Consider the following 17,585-nt stretch of genomic DNA (forward strand, 5'->3'; position numbering starts at 1 on the left):
TCGGAATCCCCGAAGGGACCGCCTGACAGCGGCGGAAAACTGTAGCACCTTTCGCCGCCTCGGCCGGGGAGAACTCTCGACCGCGGTCGCTCGTATCTTCTCCGTCGCGACCCGACGGTCGCCGTGAGAAGAGGTCCCATGGCCGCGTTCCTGCTCTGGCTGTTGCTCTTCGTCGTCTGCTGGCCGTTGGCGTTGCTCGCGCTCGTCCTCTATCCGCTCGTCTGGTCGTGTCTCTTGCCGTTCCGCCTGCTTGGAGTGGCAGTCGATGGCGCCTTCGCGTTGTTGCGCGGGGTGATCACGCTACCGGGACGGCTGTTGGCGGGCCCCCGTCGGGGCTGAGCGGGTCAGGGCGTGGCGAGAATCGTCGCCGCGGTGACCTCGAGGTCTCCGGCGGGGCTCCGCGACGCAAGGTAGGCGATGACGGCGCCGCCGTCCGGCAGGGTGAGGCGCACACTCCATCCGGTACCGAGGAGGTTCGGGAAGAGACCGGCGAGGGTCGGCTCGTCGAGCTCCCTACGCAGAAGCTGGACGTTCCGAATGGCGAGCGTCTCGCCGAGCATGTCGAGCAACTCGACCCGGACCGTCACCGACGAGCTCTCGAGCTCCATCAGACCGATCACCGGCGCCCACGAGGACGACGGAGACGGCAAGGCCAGGAGCGCCGCGTCGTAGAAGACCCCGTCCGTAGGGCTCGCGCGGACCGCGTAGCCGAGCACGCCGGCAGCGCCGGGCGAACTGGCGGCGCTGCCGAAGAGCACGGGCGCGACGTTCCCGGCACCGGACCAGGTCACCCGGATCATTCCTACGCCATCGGCGCTCTGGCCGAAGAGTTGCGTGCGCAGATTCTCGAGCACCAGGGAGCCTCCGGCCGGGACGGTTCGGTCGGCTACCGGGGGGGAGGTGTTGACGGCGCCGAGGCGAAGCAGCGCGAAACGGAGCTGCAGCGGGGCGACGCCTGGGTTGAAGACGGCGAGGCGGCGGTTGAAGCCGTCGCCGCCGTTGCCCATGGTCGGGAGGTAGAAGGTGTCGGTGAGCGTGCCCTGCACCGGTACCGGAACGAAGGAGCGTTCGGCATCGGTCGACCCTGCGCCCTCGAGGCCTACGACGACTTTCCTGTCGGCGTTGACGCGGAGGCCGAACGGCCCAGGAGCGCCGAGCGCCGTCGGGAAGAGGAGCGACAGGGAGCGCTGAAGCGTCGAGCTCGCCGGAACGCTCAGTGTTCCCGAGGCCACCGGGAGACCCGCAGGGTCGAAGAGCTGAAGATCGACGGTCGCCGCCTGACTTTCCGGATTGGCGAGGACCAGTGCACCCGCGGTGCCGAACGCCCCATCGATCCCGCCGACGAAACGGGCACCGGTCGACCAGGCCGATTCGGGAATCCCGAGAATGATCTCCGAGCGCTCCCCGGCAGCGTCGATCGTGAGGAGCCGCGCTGCGGCTTCGACCTGCGGCGCCACCGAGCCGCTGGCGGCGCGAGCCGTGACCCGGAGCGCCGCCGATCCCTCGCCCACGCCGAGGGCTGCGAGCACATCGCCGAGCAGGGCGGTCTGTCCGGGTCGCAGGCCGACGGCGATCGGCGTGCTCGCCGCTCGCACCTCGAGGTCCCGCGGCGAGAACGTCGGTGCCAGCATCTCGACCTCGGTGCGCACCGACGTGGCGCCGAGATTCGTCAGGCGAAGCTCGGTCGTGCGACGGCTTCCTCCAGGGGCCGGGTGAGTCCTCCGGGCGAGCGCCACCAGGCTGCGCGAGGTACGCCACGTCGGAATCGAACCCTGGACGACGACGTCGAGGTGATTCGAGATCACCCGTCCGGCGGCGTCGGTCGCCTCCACAGTGACGCGGAAGGTGCCGGGGCGGTCGAAGACGAAGTCGGCCGAGTAGCCGTCACCGGGCTGCCCATCCGCCCAGCCGTCGCTGCCGAACCTCCAGATGACCGAATGGAACGATCCGCGCAGGTCCACACCGAACGACGCGATCTGGCCGGCGAGGATCGGCTGCGTGAGCACCTGAATCTGGCCGCTGCCGCTGCCGCTGGCAAGCACGCTGCGGACCACGGGAAAGAACGCGTCGGCCAGGAGGTCGTAGCCGGCGGGGTTCGGATGGCCGACCGGATCCTCCTCCGGCAGGTCGTCGAGGTAGAAGCGGCTGAAGAAGTCCGCTTCGTCCCAGAAGGCGGAGAAGGCATCGACCACCGCTCGGCCCTGACTCTCGGCGAGGTTGAGAATGTCGGCCTGGACATCCCTCGTCGCGAAGTTCTCGATGTCGCCCGTCCCGTCCGGGCGATGCGGGATGACCGTCGCGTGGACGACGCGCATTCCCCTCGCCTCGGCCTTGGCGGCCATGGCGTTGAGGTTGTACCGGATCGTCTCGCCGGAGATCTGCCGGTTGATGTCGTTCGTCCCCTCCATCAACAGGAGAATCTCGCCACCATCGTCCAGGGCCTCGTCGATACGCGACAGTCCCTCGGAGGTGGTTTCGCCGCCGACACCCCAGTTGGCGATCGAGACTGGGAACCCCGCGTCACTCAGCAGCCGCTCGAGGCGGGGGGGGTACCCGGGATGGGTGCTCTCCGGGTCGTCGCCGAATCCCTCGGTGATGCTGTCGCCGAAGGCGATGATGGGGGTATCCGTCGCCAGGGCGGCAGATGCGAGCATCTGCGCCAGAACGACGGCGAGCAGCGGGGCGGTGGATCGGAGCCTGGAAGCGGACATGGGATTGCGGGTCAAGGCGGGCCGCTATGATAGGCGGGGCTCCGGGGCGGGGTCAAAGGGCAGCGCGAGGCGGGCGACGGAGGCGAGCAGATGGCAAAGACGAATCTCGAGCTCAGCGACGCGGACCGGGCGGCACTCACCGCCGCTGTCGAGGCTGCCGAGGCGGGCCACGCCGGAGAGATCGTGCCGTTCGCCGCCGGGGCGAGCGACGCCTACGAGGCCGCAAGTTGGCGGGGGGCGACGATCGGTGGCGTGAGTGCCTCCTTGTTGGCTGCGGCGCTCTGGTACGGCTCCGGATCGTGGGGGGTACCCGCCGTCTGGATCGCCCTGCCGGCCGCGCTCGGTGCGCTCCTCGGGCTCTGGCTCGTTCGGGTGATTCCCGCTTGGCGACGAGCTCTCGCCGGCGAGGATCTCCTCGAGCGCGAGGTCCGTCAGCGAGCCGTCGAGGCGTTCCTTGCCGAAGAGGTCTTTCGGACCCGCGACCGGACCGGCATCTTGATCTTCCTCTCGCTGTTCGAGCGCCGTGTCGTGATCCTCGCCGACCGCGGGATTCACGAAGTCGTCACCCAGGAGGAGTGGGACGGGATCGCCCACGAGCTGGCATCGGGCATCGGTGCCGGGCGTGCCGTCCCCGCCCTGTTGCGTGCCATCGAACGGTGTGGGGAGTTACTGCGGGAGCGCCGCCCGGCGACGCGAGGGGACGACGTCAACGAGTTGGCCGACGGCGTTCGGGTCACCGAGTCCTGACCTCGTCCTTCAAGGCGCTCATTCGTCGAGGCGCTGGACTCCCGGGATCTCCAGGATGAGATCGGGTCCGAAGGCGGTCGCCGGAGTCTGGAAACCGACCGGCGCCTCGCCGTTCGCCACGCGCTCGACGAGCCGCAGCGCGGTCTGCACGGTGAGGGCGTAGCCCTCCGGGCCGACCAGGCGGCTGACCACCCGCTGACCGGCTCTGCCCCGAGCTTCACCCCACAACCGGCTGCGTCCCCGGGCCCTCGCGTCGGCGTCGGGTCCAGCCGGGCGGCGAGCGATCCAGCTCTCGAGGGCGGATCGCCCGACCCCGGTGCGGGTGAGTGGGCGCAGGAGCGCGAGCAGGGCGAGCATCGTCTGGGCTCCGCGCGGCAGGGCCATGTAGGTCTCGAGGTTGGGGATCCCAGTCGACCGCCAAGCGGTGGAGAGATCCCCCCAGGGGATCGCGATGGCGGGCCTGGGACCGGAGCCGAAGTCGATCTCGCGCCGGAGCGATCCGAACCGGATCGGTTCGAGAACCCCCTGCCGACGCACGAGTCCGGTCCGGTCCGCCTGGCCGAGGGAGGTGCGCAGGGTGCCGCGCGACACGCCGCCGCTGCTGGCGAAGGCCAGAGCGAGGTGGTCAGCCTCGGGCAGTCTCCGGCGAAGGTGCCCGGCGAGACAGTCGGACGGCACGACATCGAACCCGGCTCCCGGCAGCAGCGTGACACCGGCGCGGCGCGCGGCCGCATCTCGCGCGGCGATCGCCTCGAAGACGGCGATCTCGCCGGTGATGTCGAGGTAGTGCACGCCGCGGGCGAGGCACGCCTCGACCATCGGACGGTAGGTCGAGCGAAACGGGCCGGCGCAGTGGAGCACCGTGCCCACGCCCTGCAAGGCCGCGGTCGTCGTCTTCTCGTCGTCGAGAGCGAAGACTCGTGCCTCGAGCCCGAGCTCGCGCGCCAAGTTCTCGATCGGACCGCGGTTCCGCCCCGCGAGCAGGGGAGTGAGCCCCCGCCGTCGCGCCTCCTGGGCGATGAGCTCGCCCGTGTAGCCGTTCGCACCGTAGATCATCCAGGAGCCGGTCATGCCGCCGATCATAGAGCGCGGAGGCACATGGTAGGCTGACGGCTCGTCACTTCAACGACCGTGCAAGGAGCGCTTCCATGAGCATGCCCATGCAACCGCCTCCCCCTCCCCCGGCTGCCCCGCCGAGGAAGGGTCTCCATCCGCTCGCCTGGGTGGCGATCGGCTGCATCTCGATCCTTCTCCTGCTCGGCATCGGCTTCGTCGCCACCACCTGGTGGGCGGCGAACAAGATCAAGAACTTCGCCGAGCAAGCCCAGAAGGACCCGAACTACGCCGTGCGCAAGGCCGCCGAGTGGGCCGTGAAGATGAACCCCGAGGTCGAGCTGGTGTCGACCGACGAGGCGGCAGGCACGATGACCGTGCGCGAGAAGAAGACCGGCAAGGAGACGACGCTCGGTTTCAAGGACATCTCCGAGGGCAAGTTCTCGATCACCACCGGCGACGGCGAGAAGGTCGGGATCGACGTGTCCGGAGGCGAGCATGGCGGGACGATGAAGGTCGAGACGGGGAAGGGCACCGCGACCTTCGGCGCCGGGGAAGACGCCGCGAAGGTGCCGGACTGGATCCCTCTCTATCCGGGAGCGACGTTCGAAGGGCAGGGGAGCATGGAGCTCAACGGTGCTCGTCACGGGACCTTCACGCTGCGCAGCGACGCGGCCGCCGCCGATCTGGTGAGCTTCTACAAGGACAAGATGTCGGGACTTGGTCTCCAGGTGCAGAGCCTGAGCATGGACATGTCCAATGCTCAAGGCACGATGCTCAACGGCACCTCGGAGAAGCGGACCCTCTCGGTGAGTGTGGGCAGCGAGAACGGACGGACCGCCGTTCAAGTCGTCTACTCGGAGAATCCGTAGTCCCGTGTTTCGCCGACAGTCCAGCGGCTCGGTCGTCTGCCCTTCGTGTGGACGCCTCGTCGGCGTGCGCGACGAGGCCTGCTTCAATTGCGGACAGCGCAACCCGGCGCTCTGGGGATTCGCGCCGGCGTTGCGCCGGTTGGGCAACGATCTCGGCTTCGTCAAGCTGCTGATCGGCGGCTCGGCGGCTTTGTACCTCGCCGCGCTGCTCCTCGATCCCGCCGGAGTGCGGCTCGGCGGAAGCCCGTTCACGTTCCTCGCGCCGAGCGTTCCGAGCCAGTTCCTGCTCGGGGCGAGCGGCGCCGTCCCGGTCTTCCAATACGGACGCTGGTGGACCCTCCTCTCGGCGGGATGGCTGCACGGAGGCCTGCTCCACATCCTGTTCAACATGCTTTGGGTGAGACAGCTCGCGCCGGCGGCGGCCGAGCTCTACGGCGCCGGACGGATGGTCATCATCTACACCGTGGCGTCGGTGACGGGTTTTCTCGCCAGCTCCGCCGGCGGGTTCTTCCTGCCGTTCATGCCAGGTTTCCTCCAGGGCGCCGGTTTCACCGTCGGCGCCTCGGCGGCGATCTTCGGCCTCCTTGGCTCGCTCGTCTGGTACAGCCGGCGGACCGGATCGAGTGCGATGGGACAGCAGGTCTGGTCGTGGGCGCTGGTGATGTTCGTCTTCGGCTTCCTCTCGCCGGGCGTCGACAACTACGCCCACGCCGGCGGATTCGTCGGCGGGTGGCTCGTCTCCCGTCTTCTCGATCCCCTGACGCCGGAGCGTCCGGCCCATGTCCTCGCGGCCATCGGATGCCTGCTGGCGACCGTGGCGGCGGTGGCGGTGTCGATCGTCCACGGATTCTCGTTCGTCCGCTGAGGACGGCCGGAAGCGCACTCAGCGGCGGTCACGCGTCGAGGCACGGAGATCCCCTTGGCCCCGGAAGGCAAGCGCAAGCTCGATCTGAAGGCCGCCTGGGGCGAGGCTCGCGCGCTCGTCTGGGAACGGCGGGGGCGCCTCGGGCTCGGCCTCCTCCTGTTGCTCGTCGGGCGTCTCGCCGGGCTCGTGCTGCCCGGGAGCTCGAAGCTCCTGATCGACGAGGTGATTGGAAAGGGGCGCTCGGATCTGCTCGTCCCCATCGCCCTGGCCGCCGGGGCAGCGACGCTCCTCGAGGCCGCGAGCTCCTTTGCGTTGGCGATGCTGCTCGGCGTGGCGGCACAGCGCTCGATCACCGAGGCGCGGCGCCGCCTCGATCGCCATCTCCTGCGGCTTCCGGTGCGCGCCTTCGACGAGTCGAAGAGCGGCGAGCTCCTGTCGCGCGTGCTGAACGACGCCGAAGGGATTCGCAACCTCGTGGGCACGGGCATCGTCCAACTGGTCGGCGGCCTGCTGACGGCGGCCCTGGCGTTCGGCGTGCTGCTCTGGTTGAACTGGCGGTTGACCTTGTACGTGCTCGGCGCCCTGGGCGCGTTCGCCGGACTGATGTTCTGGGCCTTCACGCGCCTGCGGCCGATCTTCCGCGAACGCGGCAAGCTCCTCGCCGACCTCTCGGGTCGGCTGGCCGAGAGCGTCGGCGGCATCCGGGTCGTCAAGGCCTACACCGCGGAGAAGCGGGAGGAGCGGCGGTTCACCGAAGGGGTCCACGCGGTGTTCCGCAATGTGGCCAGCACGATGACCGCCGTTTCCGGCGTCAGCTCGCTGACTGGCGTCCTGATCGGAGTGGTCGGCGTGCTGCTGCTCATCGTCGGTGGGCACTCGATCCTGCGCGGCGAGATGACGCTCGGGGACCTGGTGATGTACGTCTTCTTCACCGGACTCCTGGCGGCTCCGCTGGTTCAGGTGGCGGCGATCTCGACCCAGCTCTCGGAAGCGTTCGCCGGGCTCGACCGGATGCGCGAGCTGCTCTCGCAGGAGCCGGAGAACCGCGACGACGAGAAGCTGGCGCCGCTCTCCACGCTGCACGGCGACGTGGAGTTTGCCGGGGTCTCGTTCTCGTACAAGGAGGGGCAGCCGGTGCTGCGCGAGGTCTCGTTCCGCGCCCCGGCGGGAAGCACCACGGCGCTCGTCGGCCCGAGCGGCTCGGGAAAGAGCACCCTCATCCGCCTGGCCATGGCGTTCGATCGGCCGACCGCCGGCCGGATCCTCGTCGACGGGCGGGACCTCGCCGAGGTTCGCCTCGCCGATTTTCGCTCCCGGCTCGGAGTCGTTTTCCAGGACAACTTCCTTTTCGACGGGACGATCGCCGAGAACATCGCCTACGGCGATCCGCGAGCCTCGCGCGCGGAGATCGAGGCGGCTGCCGCGGTGGCCCACTGCGACGAGTTCGTCGCCGGGTTCGAGAAGGGGTACGACACGGTCGTCGGCGAGCGCGGCGTCAAGCTCTCCGGCGGCCAGCGTCAGCGGGTGGCCATCGCCCGGGCGATCCTCGCCGACCCGGCGATCCTCATCCTCGACGAAGCCACCTCGAGCCTCGACAGCGAAAGCGAGGCGTTGATCCAGGACGGGCTGGCGCGACTGCGCAAGGGGCGGACCACCTTCGTCATCGCCCACCGCCTGTCGACGATCCGCAGCGCCGACCAGATCCTGGTGCTCGAGCAGGGGGAGATCGTCGAGCGCGGAACCCATCGTGAGCTGATGGAGCTCGGGGGGCGCTATCGTCAGCTCCACGACCGGCAGTACCAGTTCGAGAGCGATCAGTTCGTCAACCCGGGGGAGGATTTCACTCCTTCGCCGGAGAAGGTCGAAGCAGCGCGGCGCGTCTCGGCCGGCGTGCCGCGAGACTGAAACGGGGTGTCGGCCCCGGGCACCGATCGCAGGGCTCGTCGGGACGCGAGCACGAGGTCGTCCTCAGGAGGGAGCGTCATGCGGATGCGATTCTTCGTCGTCTTCGTTTGCCTCGCCGTCGGCCTGGGGAAGGTCGCGGCGCAGAGCCCAGGCGCCACCGACTGGATGGGTCCGTTCAGCATCGAGGTCCGAGTCGAGGATCACCGCGGCCGCGACCTCGATGGCGCCGAGATCACGCTTGCCTGGCTCGACGGTTCGCACGGTGGCCCGCCGGCGGTGCGCACCGGCGCCGACGGCCGGGCGCGCCTCGCCGGCCTAGCGCCCGGGCGATGGGAGCTGGTTGCCCGGCGCGACGGGCAGATGACCTACGTCGCCGAGATCGTGGTCACCGCCGAGAAGCCGCAGATCGTCACCGCTCGGCACGAGAACGTGCGCGGAGCGATCGCGCCGATGCGACTTCGCCTGACCAAGGGACCCGTCCAACTCGGGTCGTCGCCCGCGATGGCGACGCGAGCGCAAGCGGAGCCCGAACGACGGCCGACGCCGGCGCCGATCCGACCCGCGAATCCGCCAACGGCCGCGCCGCTGGCGGTTCCGACGACGTCGCCCAGCGCGTCGCCGGCGCCGTCCCCGACCCCTCGCGACGTCGCGGGGACCGCCGCCGCCGCACCACCGGGAGCGACCGACACGCCGGCGAAAACGACGGTCGCCCGTCCGCCCGAACCGCCCTCGCCCCCGGTCCCTCCGGCTCCGGCTCTCGAATCGAAGTTGCCCCCGGTCGCGACGCCCGCTCCGTCGCGTGCGTTGCCGGCAGAACCACCTCCGGCGAGCGCACCGCCGGTGGCGCCGGGGGGCGTGCCCGCACCCGCGGTCGTACCGACGCCGGTCCCGGCTGCCCCGGCACCTGCAGCGAAGGGCGCCGAGGCAGCTCCTTCAGGGGCCCATTCGCCCTCTCGTCCGCTCGAGCCACCCCTCCTGCGGCGGAACGCCGACCGCACCTGTCCGGAGTGTCCACCGGGTGAGGCCTCGCTCTCGGTCGAGGTGGTGGTCGACGGGGCGGGCACCGCGGAGGGTTGTCCGCCGGAGGCCGTCTCGCGCTTCGCGGCGGTCGCTCCCGACCATTGGGCGACGGGTGCCGAGGAGCTTCCTCGCCCCTGTGCGGCGCTGCTGCTCGACCTGCCGTCGGGATCGCGCTTCACCGGCTACCGCTACGAAGCGGCGGCCGAGGGCCGCTACCAGGACTGCCCGGCTGGCCGCGACTGTCCCGGCCTCTCCTGCTCGTGGGCCGGTGATCCGATGGTGGTGCGGGGAGCGGCGGGCACTCGGCTCGCCGCCCTCTTCGGCAATCGTGCCGAGCGGCCGCGGCGGGCGCGTTTCACCGCCTACTTCAAGGAAGGGAAGCGCTGAGGCTCAGACGTCGCCCGTCCAGCGCTCGACCTCGATCCGCGCGTCGTTGAAGCAGGCGCCGCCGCCGACATCGGCGAGGGTGTCCGGCGCGAGGGCATTCGCCGTCGCGCCGTTGCGCGTGTGGCGTGACCAGAGGCCCTTCTCGAGAAGCGCCACGCCGGGACGGAGCGCCACGTTCACCTTCGCCACCGTGACCACCTCGCCGAGCCGATTGAAGGCGCGAACCAGGTCGCCGTCGGCGATCGCTCGGGCTTTCGCGTCGTCGGGCGCGAGCTCGAGCGGCGCGAGCCCCGAGGTCAGGTAGCCGAGCGACGAGCTGATCCGCCGCCCCGAGGCCGGCGAGATCAGGGCCAGCGGGGCGGTGGGCGTCGCGGGATCCGGCTGGTAGCCGTAGAGCCCCGACGGCGCTTCCCGGTCCATGGACTCCGGAACGAGGTGAATGCGTCGGTCCGGTGTGCGTGGGAAGACGTCGACGAATTGGACCAGTGCGGCACCGCTCGATGGCAGCGCGAGACCGGTCGCCGCGATCTCGCGGGCGATCCGGTCACCGTCCTGGCCGCCGAGCAGCGAGGCCACGACCTCCGCCTCGCTCGTCGGGTCTCCCGGTCGCACGAGATCGAGGCGTTCGAGCAGGGCGAGAAACACGGAGGCATTCGACCGCGCCTCGCCGACCGGCGGGAGGATCGGCGCACTGTGTTGCAGCGCATAGGCGCCGTAGCCGCGCGAGAGCTCTTCGTGCTCCACGAAGGTGGTCGCCGGGAGCACCACGTCGGCCCACCGGGCCGTGTCGGTGAGCACCTGGTCGAAAACGACAGTGAAGAGGTCTTCGCGCCCGAGGCCGCGGCGCATCCGCTCCTGGTTCGGGCTGGTGGCGAGCGCGTTCGAGTTGTAGACGAAGAGAAGCTCGATGGGTGGATCGGTCCACTCCTCGAGCGCCTGCCCGAGGAGATTCATGTTGACGACACGGGTCGCGGACGGGGGCTCGGCGATCGCCGCGTCGACGTCGAGGCTCCAGGCACCCGAGTTGCTCATCGTGTAGCCGCCGCCGCGCACGCCGAACTTTCCGCCGACGGCTGGCAGAGCGAGGATCGCCGCGATGGCCGAGGCCCCGTTCCGATTGCGCTCCGGGCCCCAGCCGCAGCGGATCAGCGTCGGCTGGACCTCGGCGAAGAGGCGTGCGAAGCGCGCGAGGGTCTCAGCCGGCACTCGGGCAACCTCGGCAGCACGTTCGAGCGGCCAGGCGCTTGCCCGCTCCCGCAAGAGCTCCCAGCCGGAAGTATGCCGTTCGAGGAAGTCGCGATCGGCTCGGCCGTTCACGAAGAGCCAGTCGAGGATCGAGAGCGCCACCGGCAGGTCGGTGCCTGGCCAGAGGGCGAGGTGGAGATCGGCTTGGGCGGCGAGCGGCGTTCGCCGGGGGTCGAGGACGACCAGTTGGGCTCCATTGCGACGCGCCGCTGCGATCTGCGGCACCAGGTGGATGCCCGCGGCATGCGGGTTCGTGCCCCAGACGACGATCAGCCGCGCGTGGGGTACGTCGGTCAGGGCGACACCGGGCATCTTGCCGTAGAGCCCGTCGGCCGCCGCGGCGGTACCTGCGGCGCAGACCGTCCGGGCAAGGCGGGAGGCTCCAAGGCGGCGGAAGAGTCGCGCGTCGAGCGTGTTCTGGGTCAGGTAGCCGTTGGATCCTCCGTAGGAGTAGGGGAGGATCGCCTCGCCGCCCGAACGGTCGCGCGTGCGAGCGAGGGTCGTGGCGACGAGGTCGAGCGCCTCGTCCCAACCGATCGGCTCGAATGCCGCACGGCCCTTCGGGCCGCAACGCCGCAGCGGGCGATGCAGGCGCTCGACCGAGTGGACGTGATCGGCGTAGCGCTTGACCTTCGAGCAGATGAACCCGGCGGTGTAGGGGTTGCGCTCGGAGCCCGCGACGGCGACGAGCCGGTCGTTGTCGACCGTCGCGATCAGGCTGCAGGCATCGGGGCAGTCGAGCGGACAGGCGGTGGCGATCTGGCGCATCGGCATCGGGCCCCGCGGGTCAGTCGACGAAGAAGTCCGGGTAGAGCGGTTGCCCCGGAGCGACGGCATAGCCGGAAAGGTCGACCACGCCTTCGTCGCGCAGCACCTCCTCGTCGAGGAAGAAGTTCCCGGTGCACTCCCGGCTTGGCCGGACCAGGATCGCGTGGGCGGCGTCGGCGACGATCTCCGGCTTGCGGCACTGCTCGAGTCGCACCCCGCCGCCGAGCATGGCCAGGGCGGCGGTGGCGATCGCGGTGCGCGGCCACAGGGCGTTGACCGCGACGCCTTGCTCGCGCAGCTCCTCCGCCATCCCGAGCACGCACATCGACATGCCGTACTTGGCCATCGTGTAGGCCACGTGATTCTTGAACCAGCGCGGCCGCATCGAAAGCGGTGGCGACAGGTTGAGAACGTGCGGGTTGCCCGCCTTCAACAGGTGCGGCAGGCAGCTCTGGGTCGTCAGATAGGTCGCACGGACGTTGACCCCGAACATCAGATCGAAGCGCTTCATCGGCGTCTCGAGCGTCCCGGCAAGGAAGATCGCACTGGCGTTGTTGACGACGATGTCGATGTCGCCGAAAGCCTCGACCGTGCGTTCGACAGCCGATCGGACCTGTCCCTCGTCGCGGACGTCGGTGGGGATCGGCAGGGCGCGCCCGCCGGCCGCTTCGACCTCCGCGGCCGCACTGTAGACGGTGCCGGGAAGTCGAGGATCGGGCTCGGCCGTCTTGGCCAGCAGCGCCACCCGGGCGCCATCGCGCGCTGCCCGGAGCGCGATCGCAAGCCCGATCCCGCGGCTGCCTCCGGTCACTACCATCACCTTGCCCGCCAGCGTGGTCATCGCCTCCGCCCTCCATCTCGTGTCGCAACCGGCGCGTTCGGCGCATCTTAGCGTCGTCGCCGGCCCCCGGGACGAGGCGGGGGAGGAGCGAAAGCGATAGATTGATTCGCGGCGCTCCCTCCCAGCGACCGGTGCCTTCGTGAGTCTTCAGCTCTTCGATCCTCTCGTCCGCGACTGGTTTCGCGAGCGACTCGGCGATCCGACCGAGGTGCAGCGGCTAGCCTGGCCTGAGATCGCCGCCGGTCGTCACCTGCTGATCACCGCCCCGACCGGCACCGGCAAGACGCTCGCGGCGACGCTCTGGGCGATCGACCGGCTGGCCACCGGCGCCTGGGAGCCGGGTCGGTTGCGGGTGCTCTACGTCTCGCCGCTCAAGGCGCTCAACCACGACGTCGAACGGAACCTGACGCGCCCGCTCGTCGAGCTCGAAGCGCGGTTCCGCGCCGCTGGTAGGCCGTGGCCCGGCCTGCGTGTCGCCGTCCGGACCGGCGACACGCCCGCTGCGGAGCGCCAGAGGCTGGTGCGTCATCCCCCGGAGATCCTCATCACCACACCGGAGAGCCTCAACCTGCTCCTCGGGTCGAGAGGGGGACGGGCGATCTTCCCGTCGCTGGCGACGGTCATCCTCGACGAGATCCACGCCGTCGCCGGAAGCCGCCGCGGGACCCACCTCGCGACGGCGATCGAGCGCCTGGTGCCGCTCGCCGGCGAGTTTCAGCGCCTGGCACTCTCGGCGACCGTTCGCCCGCTCCGACGAGTGGCGGAGCTCGTCGGCGGATTCGAACGCGCCGGGGAGGGCGAATCGTCGGTCTACCGCCGTCGGGAGGTGCGGATCCTCGAGGTCGGGGGCGAGAAGCGCTACGAGCTCGAGGTGCGTTCACTTTTCGGGGACGAAGAGCCCGACCTCGAGAGCCTCTGGCCGCGACTGGCCGAGGACCTGCGGCTCGAGGTCGGTCGGCATCGGTCGACGCTCCTCTTCACCAACAGCCGGCGGCATGCGGAGCGCCTGACACGGGCGATCAACGAAGCGGCAGGAGCCGAGCTGGCGACGTCCCACCACGGCTCGCTGTCGCGCGAGATCCGCAGCGAGGTCGAGCGTCGTTTGAAGGAGGGGAGGCTCCCGGCGCTCGTGGCGACGAGCTCGCTCGAGCTGGGGATCGACGTCGGCGACCTCGAGGCGGTGGTCCTGGTCCAGACGCCGCGCTCCCTGGCTTCGGCGATCCAGCGGATCGGCCGGGCCGGCCACGGGGTCGGCGCTCCCAGCCGCGGGATCTTCTACCCGCTGCACGGCCGCGACCTGCTCGAGGCGGCGGTGGCGACGCGCGCCGTGCTCGACCAGCGCGTCGAGCCGCTGGTGCCGGTCAACGCTCCCCTCGACGTCCTGGCCCAGGTCCTGCTCTCGATGCTCGCCGTCGAGAGCTGGGAGCTCGCCGAGCTCTACGCCCAGATCCGCACCGCGGCACCCTACCGGGATCTCGCCCGCCGCACCTTCGACCGGGTGATCGAGATGCTTGCCGGCCGCTTCGCCGATGCCCGGATCGCCGAGCTGGCGCCGCGCATCGTCGTCGATGCCCTGACCGGTCGGGCGGCCGCTCGTCCGGGAGCGGCGCGATTGGTGGCGCAGGCCGGCGGGACGATTCCGGACCGGGGCTACTTCACGCTGCGGGTCGACGGCTCGTTGGCCCGCCTCGGCGAGCTCGACGAGGAGTTCGTCTGGGAACGGAAGGTCGGCGACTGCTTCGTCCTCGGGGCGCAGGCCTGGAGGATCCGCCAGATCACCCACAACGACGTGCTGGTCACGCCGGCGCCACGCTCGGCCGCGGCGATCGCGCCGTTCTGGCGAGCCGACGCGCGCGACCGCGACTTCACCTTCAGCGAGGCGCGCCTCGAGCTGCTCGCCGAGGCGGCAGGGCGCCTCGACGATCCGTCCTGGCCGGAGCAATTGCAGCGCGAGCGCGCGCTGACGCCGTCCGCCGCCGCGGCGCTGATCCGCACGCTGCGACTGCAGCGGGCTGCCACCGGCGAGCTGCCGCACCGTCGACGTCTGGTGATCGAGCGCTGCGACGACGTCGCCGGGCGCTCGGCCGAGGCGCGCGAGCGGGTGTTTCTGCACACTGGATGGGGAGGGCGGGTCAATCGGCCGTTCGCGCTGGCTCTGGAGGCCTTGTGGGGCGAGGTCGAATCGGGGCCGCTCGAGGTCGCGCTCGACGACGATTGCGTGCTGCTGACGGTGCCGGCGGGCGCGGACGTGGTACGGCTCCTCTCCCGGCTCGCGCCCGAGCGGATCGAAGAGCTCCTGCGGCAGGCGCTCGACCGGAGCGGTTTCTTCGGGGCGCGGTTTCGCGAGTGCGCCGGCCGGGCACTCCTCCTGCCGCGCGCTGGCTACGGATCGCGCACGCCGCTCTGGCTGTCGCGCCAGCGTGCGAAGCAGCTCCTTGCCGCCGTGTCGCGCTTCGGCGACTTTCCGCTCGTCCTCGAAACCTGGCGCACCTGCCTCGAAGAGGAGTTCGACCTCGAGTCGTTGCAGCTTCTGCTCGGCGACTTTGCGGCGGGTCGTCTCGCCGTCGTCGAGACGCGGACGGCCAAGCCCTCACCCTTCGCTTCGGGCCTTCTCTGGCGACAGACGAACGAGTTGATGTACGAGGACGACGTGCCCTTGCCGGGCTCCGGCGGACGCTCGATCTCCGCCAACCTGCTGCGTGAGGTGGTGTTCTCGCCGGCAGCCCGACCCCGGCTGTCCGAGGCGTTGCTCGGCGAGGTCCGAGCGAAGAGCCTCCGCCTCGCGCCGGGCTATGCCCCGACGAGCGCGGAAGAGCTTCACTTCTGGGTCCAGGAGCGGCTGATGGTGCCGCTCGACGAGTGGGACGAGCTGCTCGCAGCAATCGAGCGAGATGCCGGCGAGCCGGTGGCGCCGTGGCTCGTCGCCCTTGGCGGGCGACTGCTGTGCGTTCGGTTGCCGGGAGCCTCCATCCGCAGCGTGGTGGCGCTCGAACGCCTGAGCCGCGTCACGATGGCGGTGGAGGATCGCGACGAGCTGCGAGTCGAGCTCCTGAACGGAGCCGGGCGAATCGCGCCGACGCCCGAGGGATCGGGCGTTGCACTCGCTGAGCTGCTCGAAGAGTGGTTGCGGCCAGTGGGACCCGTCTCTCGCGAGCGGCTGGCAGAGCTCTTCGGAGGTCGCTCCGAACGCTTGGACGAGGCGATCGACGAGCTGCTGGCAGCGAGCCGGCTCGTCCAGGGTGCCTTCCGCGAGAACACCGATTGCGACGAGGTCTGTCACCCTGATCGGCTCGAGATCCTCCTGCGATGGAAGCGAGCCGAATCGCGCTCGAGTCTCGAGGCTCGGCCCGCGGCCGATCTGCCGCCCTTCCTCGCCCTTCATCAGGGCCTCGTCGGCAGGGGGGAAGGGATGGACGGGCTCGAACGACGGATCGAGCAGTTGCTCGGCTTCCCGGCGCCCGCCGCGGCGTGGGAGACCGAGATCCTGCCGGCCAGGCTGTCGCCCTACTTCCCTTCCTGGCTCGACAGCGCGATGCAACAGAGCGACCTCCTTTGGGTGGGATGCGAGCGTTCGCGTCTCGCTTTCGCCTTTCCCGAGGACCTCCGCCTTCTGCACCGGGGCGAGCGCCGGCGAGAGGATGTCGAGTCGCCGCTTCTTCCGCCTCCGGGGGCTCGCGCAGACACCGCCGAGATCGCCCGGCGGGCGGGGACCGACGTGGCGTCGGCTGCCGCGGCGCTGTGGGAGCTCGCGTGGCAGGGCGCGGTGGCCAACGACACCTACCTCGCGGTGCGGCGCGGACTGGCGAGCGACTTCGAGCCGCCGCGCGAGCTCGATCGCGGTCGCCTGTCGGCGTCGCGTGCGGCGGCCGGGCGCTTCCGCTCGGCCGCGCGACCGTTCCCGGGTCACTGGCTCCGGGTCCCGTGGCCCGACGAGCTCGGGGAGGACCCGATCGCCGCAGACGCCCTCGACCGTGAGCGGGCACGTCTGCTGCTGCATCGATACGGTGTCGTCTTCCGCGAGCTGCTGGCGCAGGAGCTTCCGGCGTTCGAGTGGCGGCGGATTTCGCGGGCGTTGCGTCTCATGGAGCTTGGCGGCGAGATCCTGGCCGGACAGTTTTTCCTCGGCGTCCCTGGGCTGCAGTTCGCCTCCCGCGAGGCCTTCCGCCGCCTTCGCGAGGAATTCGTCAGCGACACGGTCTACTGGCTCGCGGCCACCGACCCGGCGTCGCTCTGCGGCCTCGAAATCGCCGGTCTCAAGGAGACCCTGCCGCGTCGCGAGCGGGGAAGTCACCTGGTCTTTCTCGGTCGTGACCTCGTTCTGATCTCACGTCGCAGCGGACGCGAGCTGACGGTACGCCTGGCGCCGGATCATCCGCGTCTCGACGAGCTCTGGGCGCCCTTTTCGGTGCGCCTCGCTCGCCATGCCGAGCCGGAGCGGGCGATCGACATCGAACGCATCAACGACGAGCCCGCGGCCCGGTCGGCGTTCGCCGACCGCCTGGCGCGAGTCTTCAGCCTGACGCGGGAGGGCGACGCCATTCGCCTGCGGAAGAGTTACTAGCGAGCGGGTCGACCGCTGCTATTCTGCCCGGCGTGGCCGGGGCGTGCCCCCGAACGGAGGATCGGACCATGAGAATCGTGCGAATCGCCCTGCTCGTCGCCTTCGCGCTGGCGCTGACCGTCACCGCCGGACCGGCCCAGGCCGGCGAGCACCGGCTGGGCTTCGGGTTCCACTACTGGAAGACGCTCGATCAGTTGAAGGACCAGGGCGTCTCGAACGCGAGCGACATCGACGAAAGCGGGCTGTCGGAACTGTTCAGCTACCAGTACATTCCGCGCGGGATGCTCAAGATCGAGGTGGACGTCGAGCATTTCAAGGACGGCTTCGGCGGAGCGACGGAGGCCGCCTATTCGCCCCAGGTCTTCCTGCTGGTCGGTCGCGGGATCTACGCCGGCGTCGGCGTCGGCGCCACCTACTCGAAGGCCTTCGACAGTTCCTGGTCCGATCCCTACTATGCCGCGAAGGCCGGGATCGAGTGGCCGCTGCTGCCCCGGATGGACCTCGACCTCAACGCGAACTACCGCTTCGACGCGTGGAGCGAGCTCGAGAACGTCGACACCGGAACCCTGACCTTCGGTGCCGTGCTGAGGATCGCTCTGTGAAACCAAGG

At 70.3% G+C, this 17,585-nt stretch carries 12 protein-coding genes; 8 read left to right on the forward strand and 4 right to left on the reverse strand.

The genetic code is table 11. From position 1 onward, the window contains the following. Nucleotides 1-138 precede the first annotated feature (138 nt). Nucleotides 139-339 (forward strand): hypothetical protein, encoded by a 201-nt coding sequence (locus IPJ17_14050; protein QQR72622.1) that lies wholly within the window; start codon nt 139-141, stop codon nt 337-339. Nucleotides 340-344: 5 nt separating this feature from the next. Here the strand turns inward: IPJ17_14050 and IPJ17_14055 are convergent, their stop codons facing one another. Continuing rightward, nucleotides 345-2,711, reverse strand: coding sequence for a hypothetical protein (locus IPJ17_14055; protein ID QQR72623.1), 2,367 nt, complete (start codon nt 2,709-2,711; stop codon nt 345-347). 90 nt (nt 2,712-2,801) lie between these two features. Between IPJ17_14055 and IPJ17_14060 the strand changes: the two genes are divergently transcribed. Continuing rightward, complete coding sequence (locus tag IPJ17_14060; GenBank protein QQR72624.1) at nt 2,802-3,458, forward strand: hypothetical protein; 657 nt, start codon at nt 2,802-2,804, stop codon at nt 3,456-3,458. 18 nt (nt 3,459-3,476) lie between these two features. Here IPJ17_14060 and IPJ17_14065 read toward each other — a convergent pair whose 3' ends face one another. Beyond that, nucleotides 3,477-4,529 (reverse strand): saccharopine dehydrogenase NADP-binding domain-containing protein, encoded by a 1,053-nt coding sequence (locus IPJ17_14065; GenBank protein QQR72625.1) that lies wholly within the window; start codon nt 4,527-4,529, stop codon nt 3,477-3,479. 77 nt (nt 4,530-4,606) lie between these two features. Between IPJ17_14065 and IPJ17_14070 the strand changes: the two genes are divergently transcribed. The 4 genes from IPJ17_14070 to IPJ17_14085 all read left to right on the forward strand — a co-directional run bounded on the left by IPJ17_14070 (nt 4,607) and on the right by IPJ17_14085 (nt 9,560). Further along, a complete protein-coding gene (locus tag IPJ17_14070) occupies nt 4,607-5,383 on the forward strand; it encodes a hypothetical protein (GenBank protein ID QQR72626.1) in 777 nt (258 codons plus the stop codon). Nucleotides 5,384-5,387: 4 nt separating this feature from the next. Further along, a complete protein-coding gene (locus IPJ17_14075) occupies nt 5,388-6,248 on the forward strand; it encodes a rhomboid family intramembrane serine protease (GenBank protein ID QQR72627.1) in 861 nt (286 codons plus the stop codon). A 54-nt stretch (nt 6,249-6,302) separates the two neighbouring features. Beyond that, entirely contained in the window at nt 6,303-8,153 is a 1,851-nt protein-coding gene (locus tag IPJ17_14080; GenBank protein QQR72628.1) for an ABC transporter ATP-binding protein, read from the forward strand. A gap of 78 nt (nt 8,154-8,231) precedes the next feature. After that, on the forward strand, nt 8,232-9,560 hold the full coding sequence (locus IPJ17_14085; GenBank protein QQR72629.1) for a carboxypeptidase regulatory-like domain-containing protein: 1,329 nt from the start codon (nt 8,232-8,234) through the stop codon (nt 9,558-9,560). A 3-nt stretch (nt 9,561-9,563) separates the two neighbouring features. Here IPJ17_14085 and IPJ17_14090 read toward each other — a convergent pair whose 3' ends face one another. Continuing rightward, entirely contained in the window at nt 9,564-11,579 is a 2,016-nt protein-coding gene (locus IPJ17_14090) for a molybdopterin-dependent oxidoreductase (protein ID QQR72630.1), read from the reverse strand. A gap of 13 nt (nt 11,580-11,592) precedes the next feature. Then, nucleotides 11,593-12,414 carry an NAD(P)-dependent oxidoreductase gene (locus IPJ17_14095; protein ID QQR72631.1) on the reverse strand — a complete coding sequence of 274 codons (822 nt, stop codon included), beginning with the start codon at nt 12,412-12,414 and terminating at the stop codon, nt 11,593-11,595. 139 nt (nt 12,415-12,553) lie between these two features. Here IPJ17_14095 and IPJ17_14100 point away from each other — a divergent pair, with 139 nt between their 5' ends. Continuing rightward, nucleotides 12,554-16,975, forward strand: a complete 4,422-nt coding sequence (locus IPJ17_14100) for a DEAD/DEAH box helicase (protein ID QQR72632.1) — start codon at nt 12,554-12,556, stop codon at nt 16,973-16,975. 68 nt (nt 16,976-17,043) lie between these two features. After that, nucleotides 17,044-17,577, forward strand: a complete 534-nt coding sequence (locus IPJ17_14105) for a hypothetical protein (GenBank protein QQR72633.1) — start codon at nt 17,044-17,046, stop codon at nt 17,575-17,577. The last annotated feature ends 8 nt before the right edge of the window (nt 17,578-17,585 follow it).

Source organism: Holophagales bacterium (assembly GCA_016699405.1).
GTDB lineage: Bacteria > Acidobacteriota > Thermoanaerobaculia > Multivoradales > JAGPDF01 > JAAYLR01.

Excerpts from the sequence above, each read along its gene's own strand:
- IPJ17_14060 (QQR72624.1), top strand. The coding sequence starts at position 2,802 with ATGGCAAAGACGAATCTCGAGCTCAGCGACGCGGACCGGGCGGCACTC.
- IPJ17_14050 (QQR72622.1), top strand. The coding sequence starts at position 139 with ATGGCCGCGTTCCTGCTCTGGCTGTTGCTCTTCGTCGTCTGCTGGCCG.
- IPJ17_14095 (QQR72631.1), bottom strand. The coding sequence starts at position 12,414 with ATGACCACGCTGGCGGGCAAGGTGATGGTAGTGACCGGAGGCAGCCGC.
- IPJ17_14085 (QQR72629.1), top strand. The coding sequence starts at position 8,232 with ATGCGGATGCGATTCTTCGTCGTCTTCGTTTGCCTCGCCGTCGGCCTG.
- IPJ17_14065 (QQR72625.1), bottom strand. The coding sequence starts at position 4,529 with ATGACCGGCTCCTGGATGATCTACGGTGCGAACGGCTACACGGGCGAG.
- IPJ17_14055 (QQR72623.1), bottom strand. The coding sequence starts at position 2,711 with ATGTCCGCTTCCAGGCTCCGATCCACCGCCCCGCTGCTCGCCGTCGTT.
- IPJ17_14105 (QQR72633.1), top strand. The coding sequence starts at position 17,044 with ATGAGAATCGTGCGAATCGCCCTGCTCGTCGCCTTCGCGCTGGCGCTG.
- IPJ17_14070 (QQR72626.1), top strand. The coding sequence starts at position 4,607 with ATGAGCATGCCCATGCAACCGCCTCCCCCTCCCCCGGCTGCCCCGCCG.
- IPJ17_14090 (QQR72630.1), bottom strand. The coding sequence starts at position 11,579 with ATGCCGATGCGCCAGATCGCCACCGCCTGTCCGCTCGACTGCCCCGAT.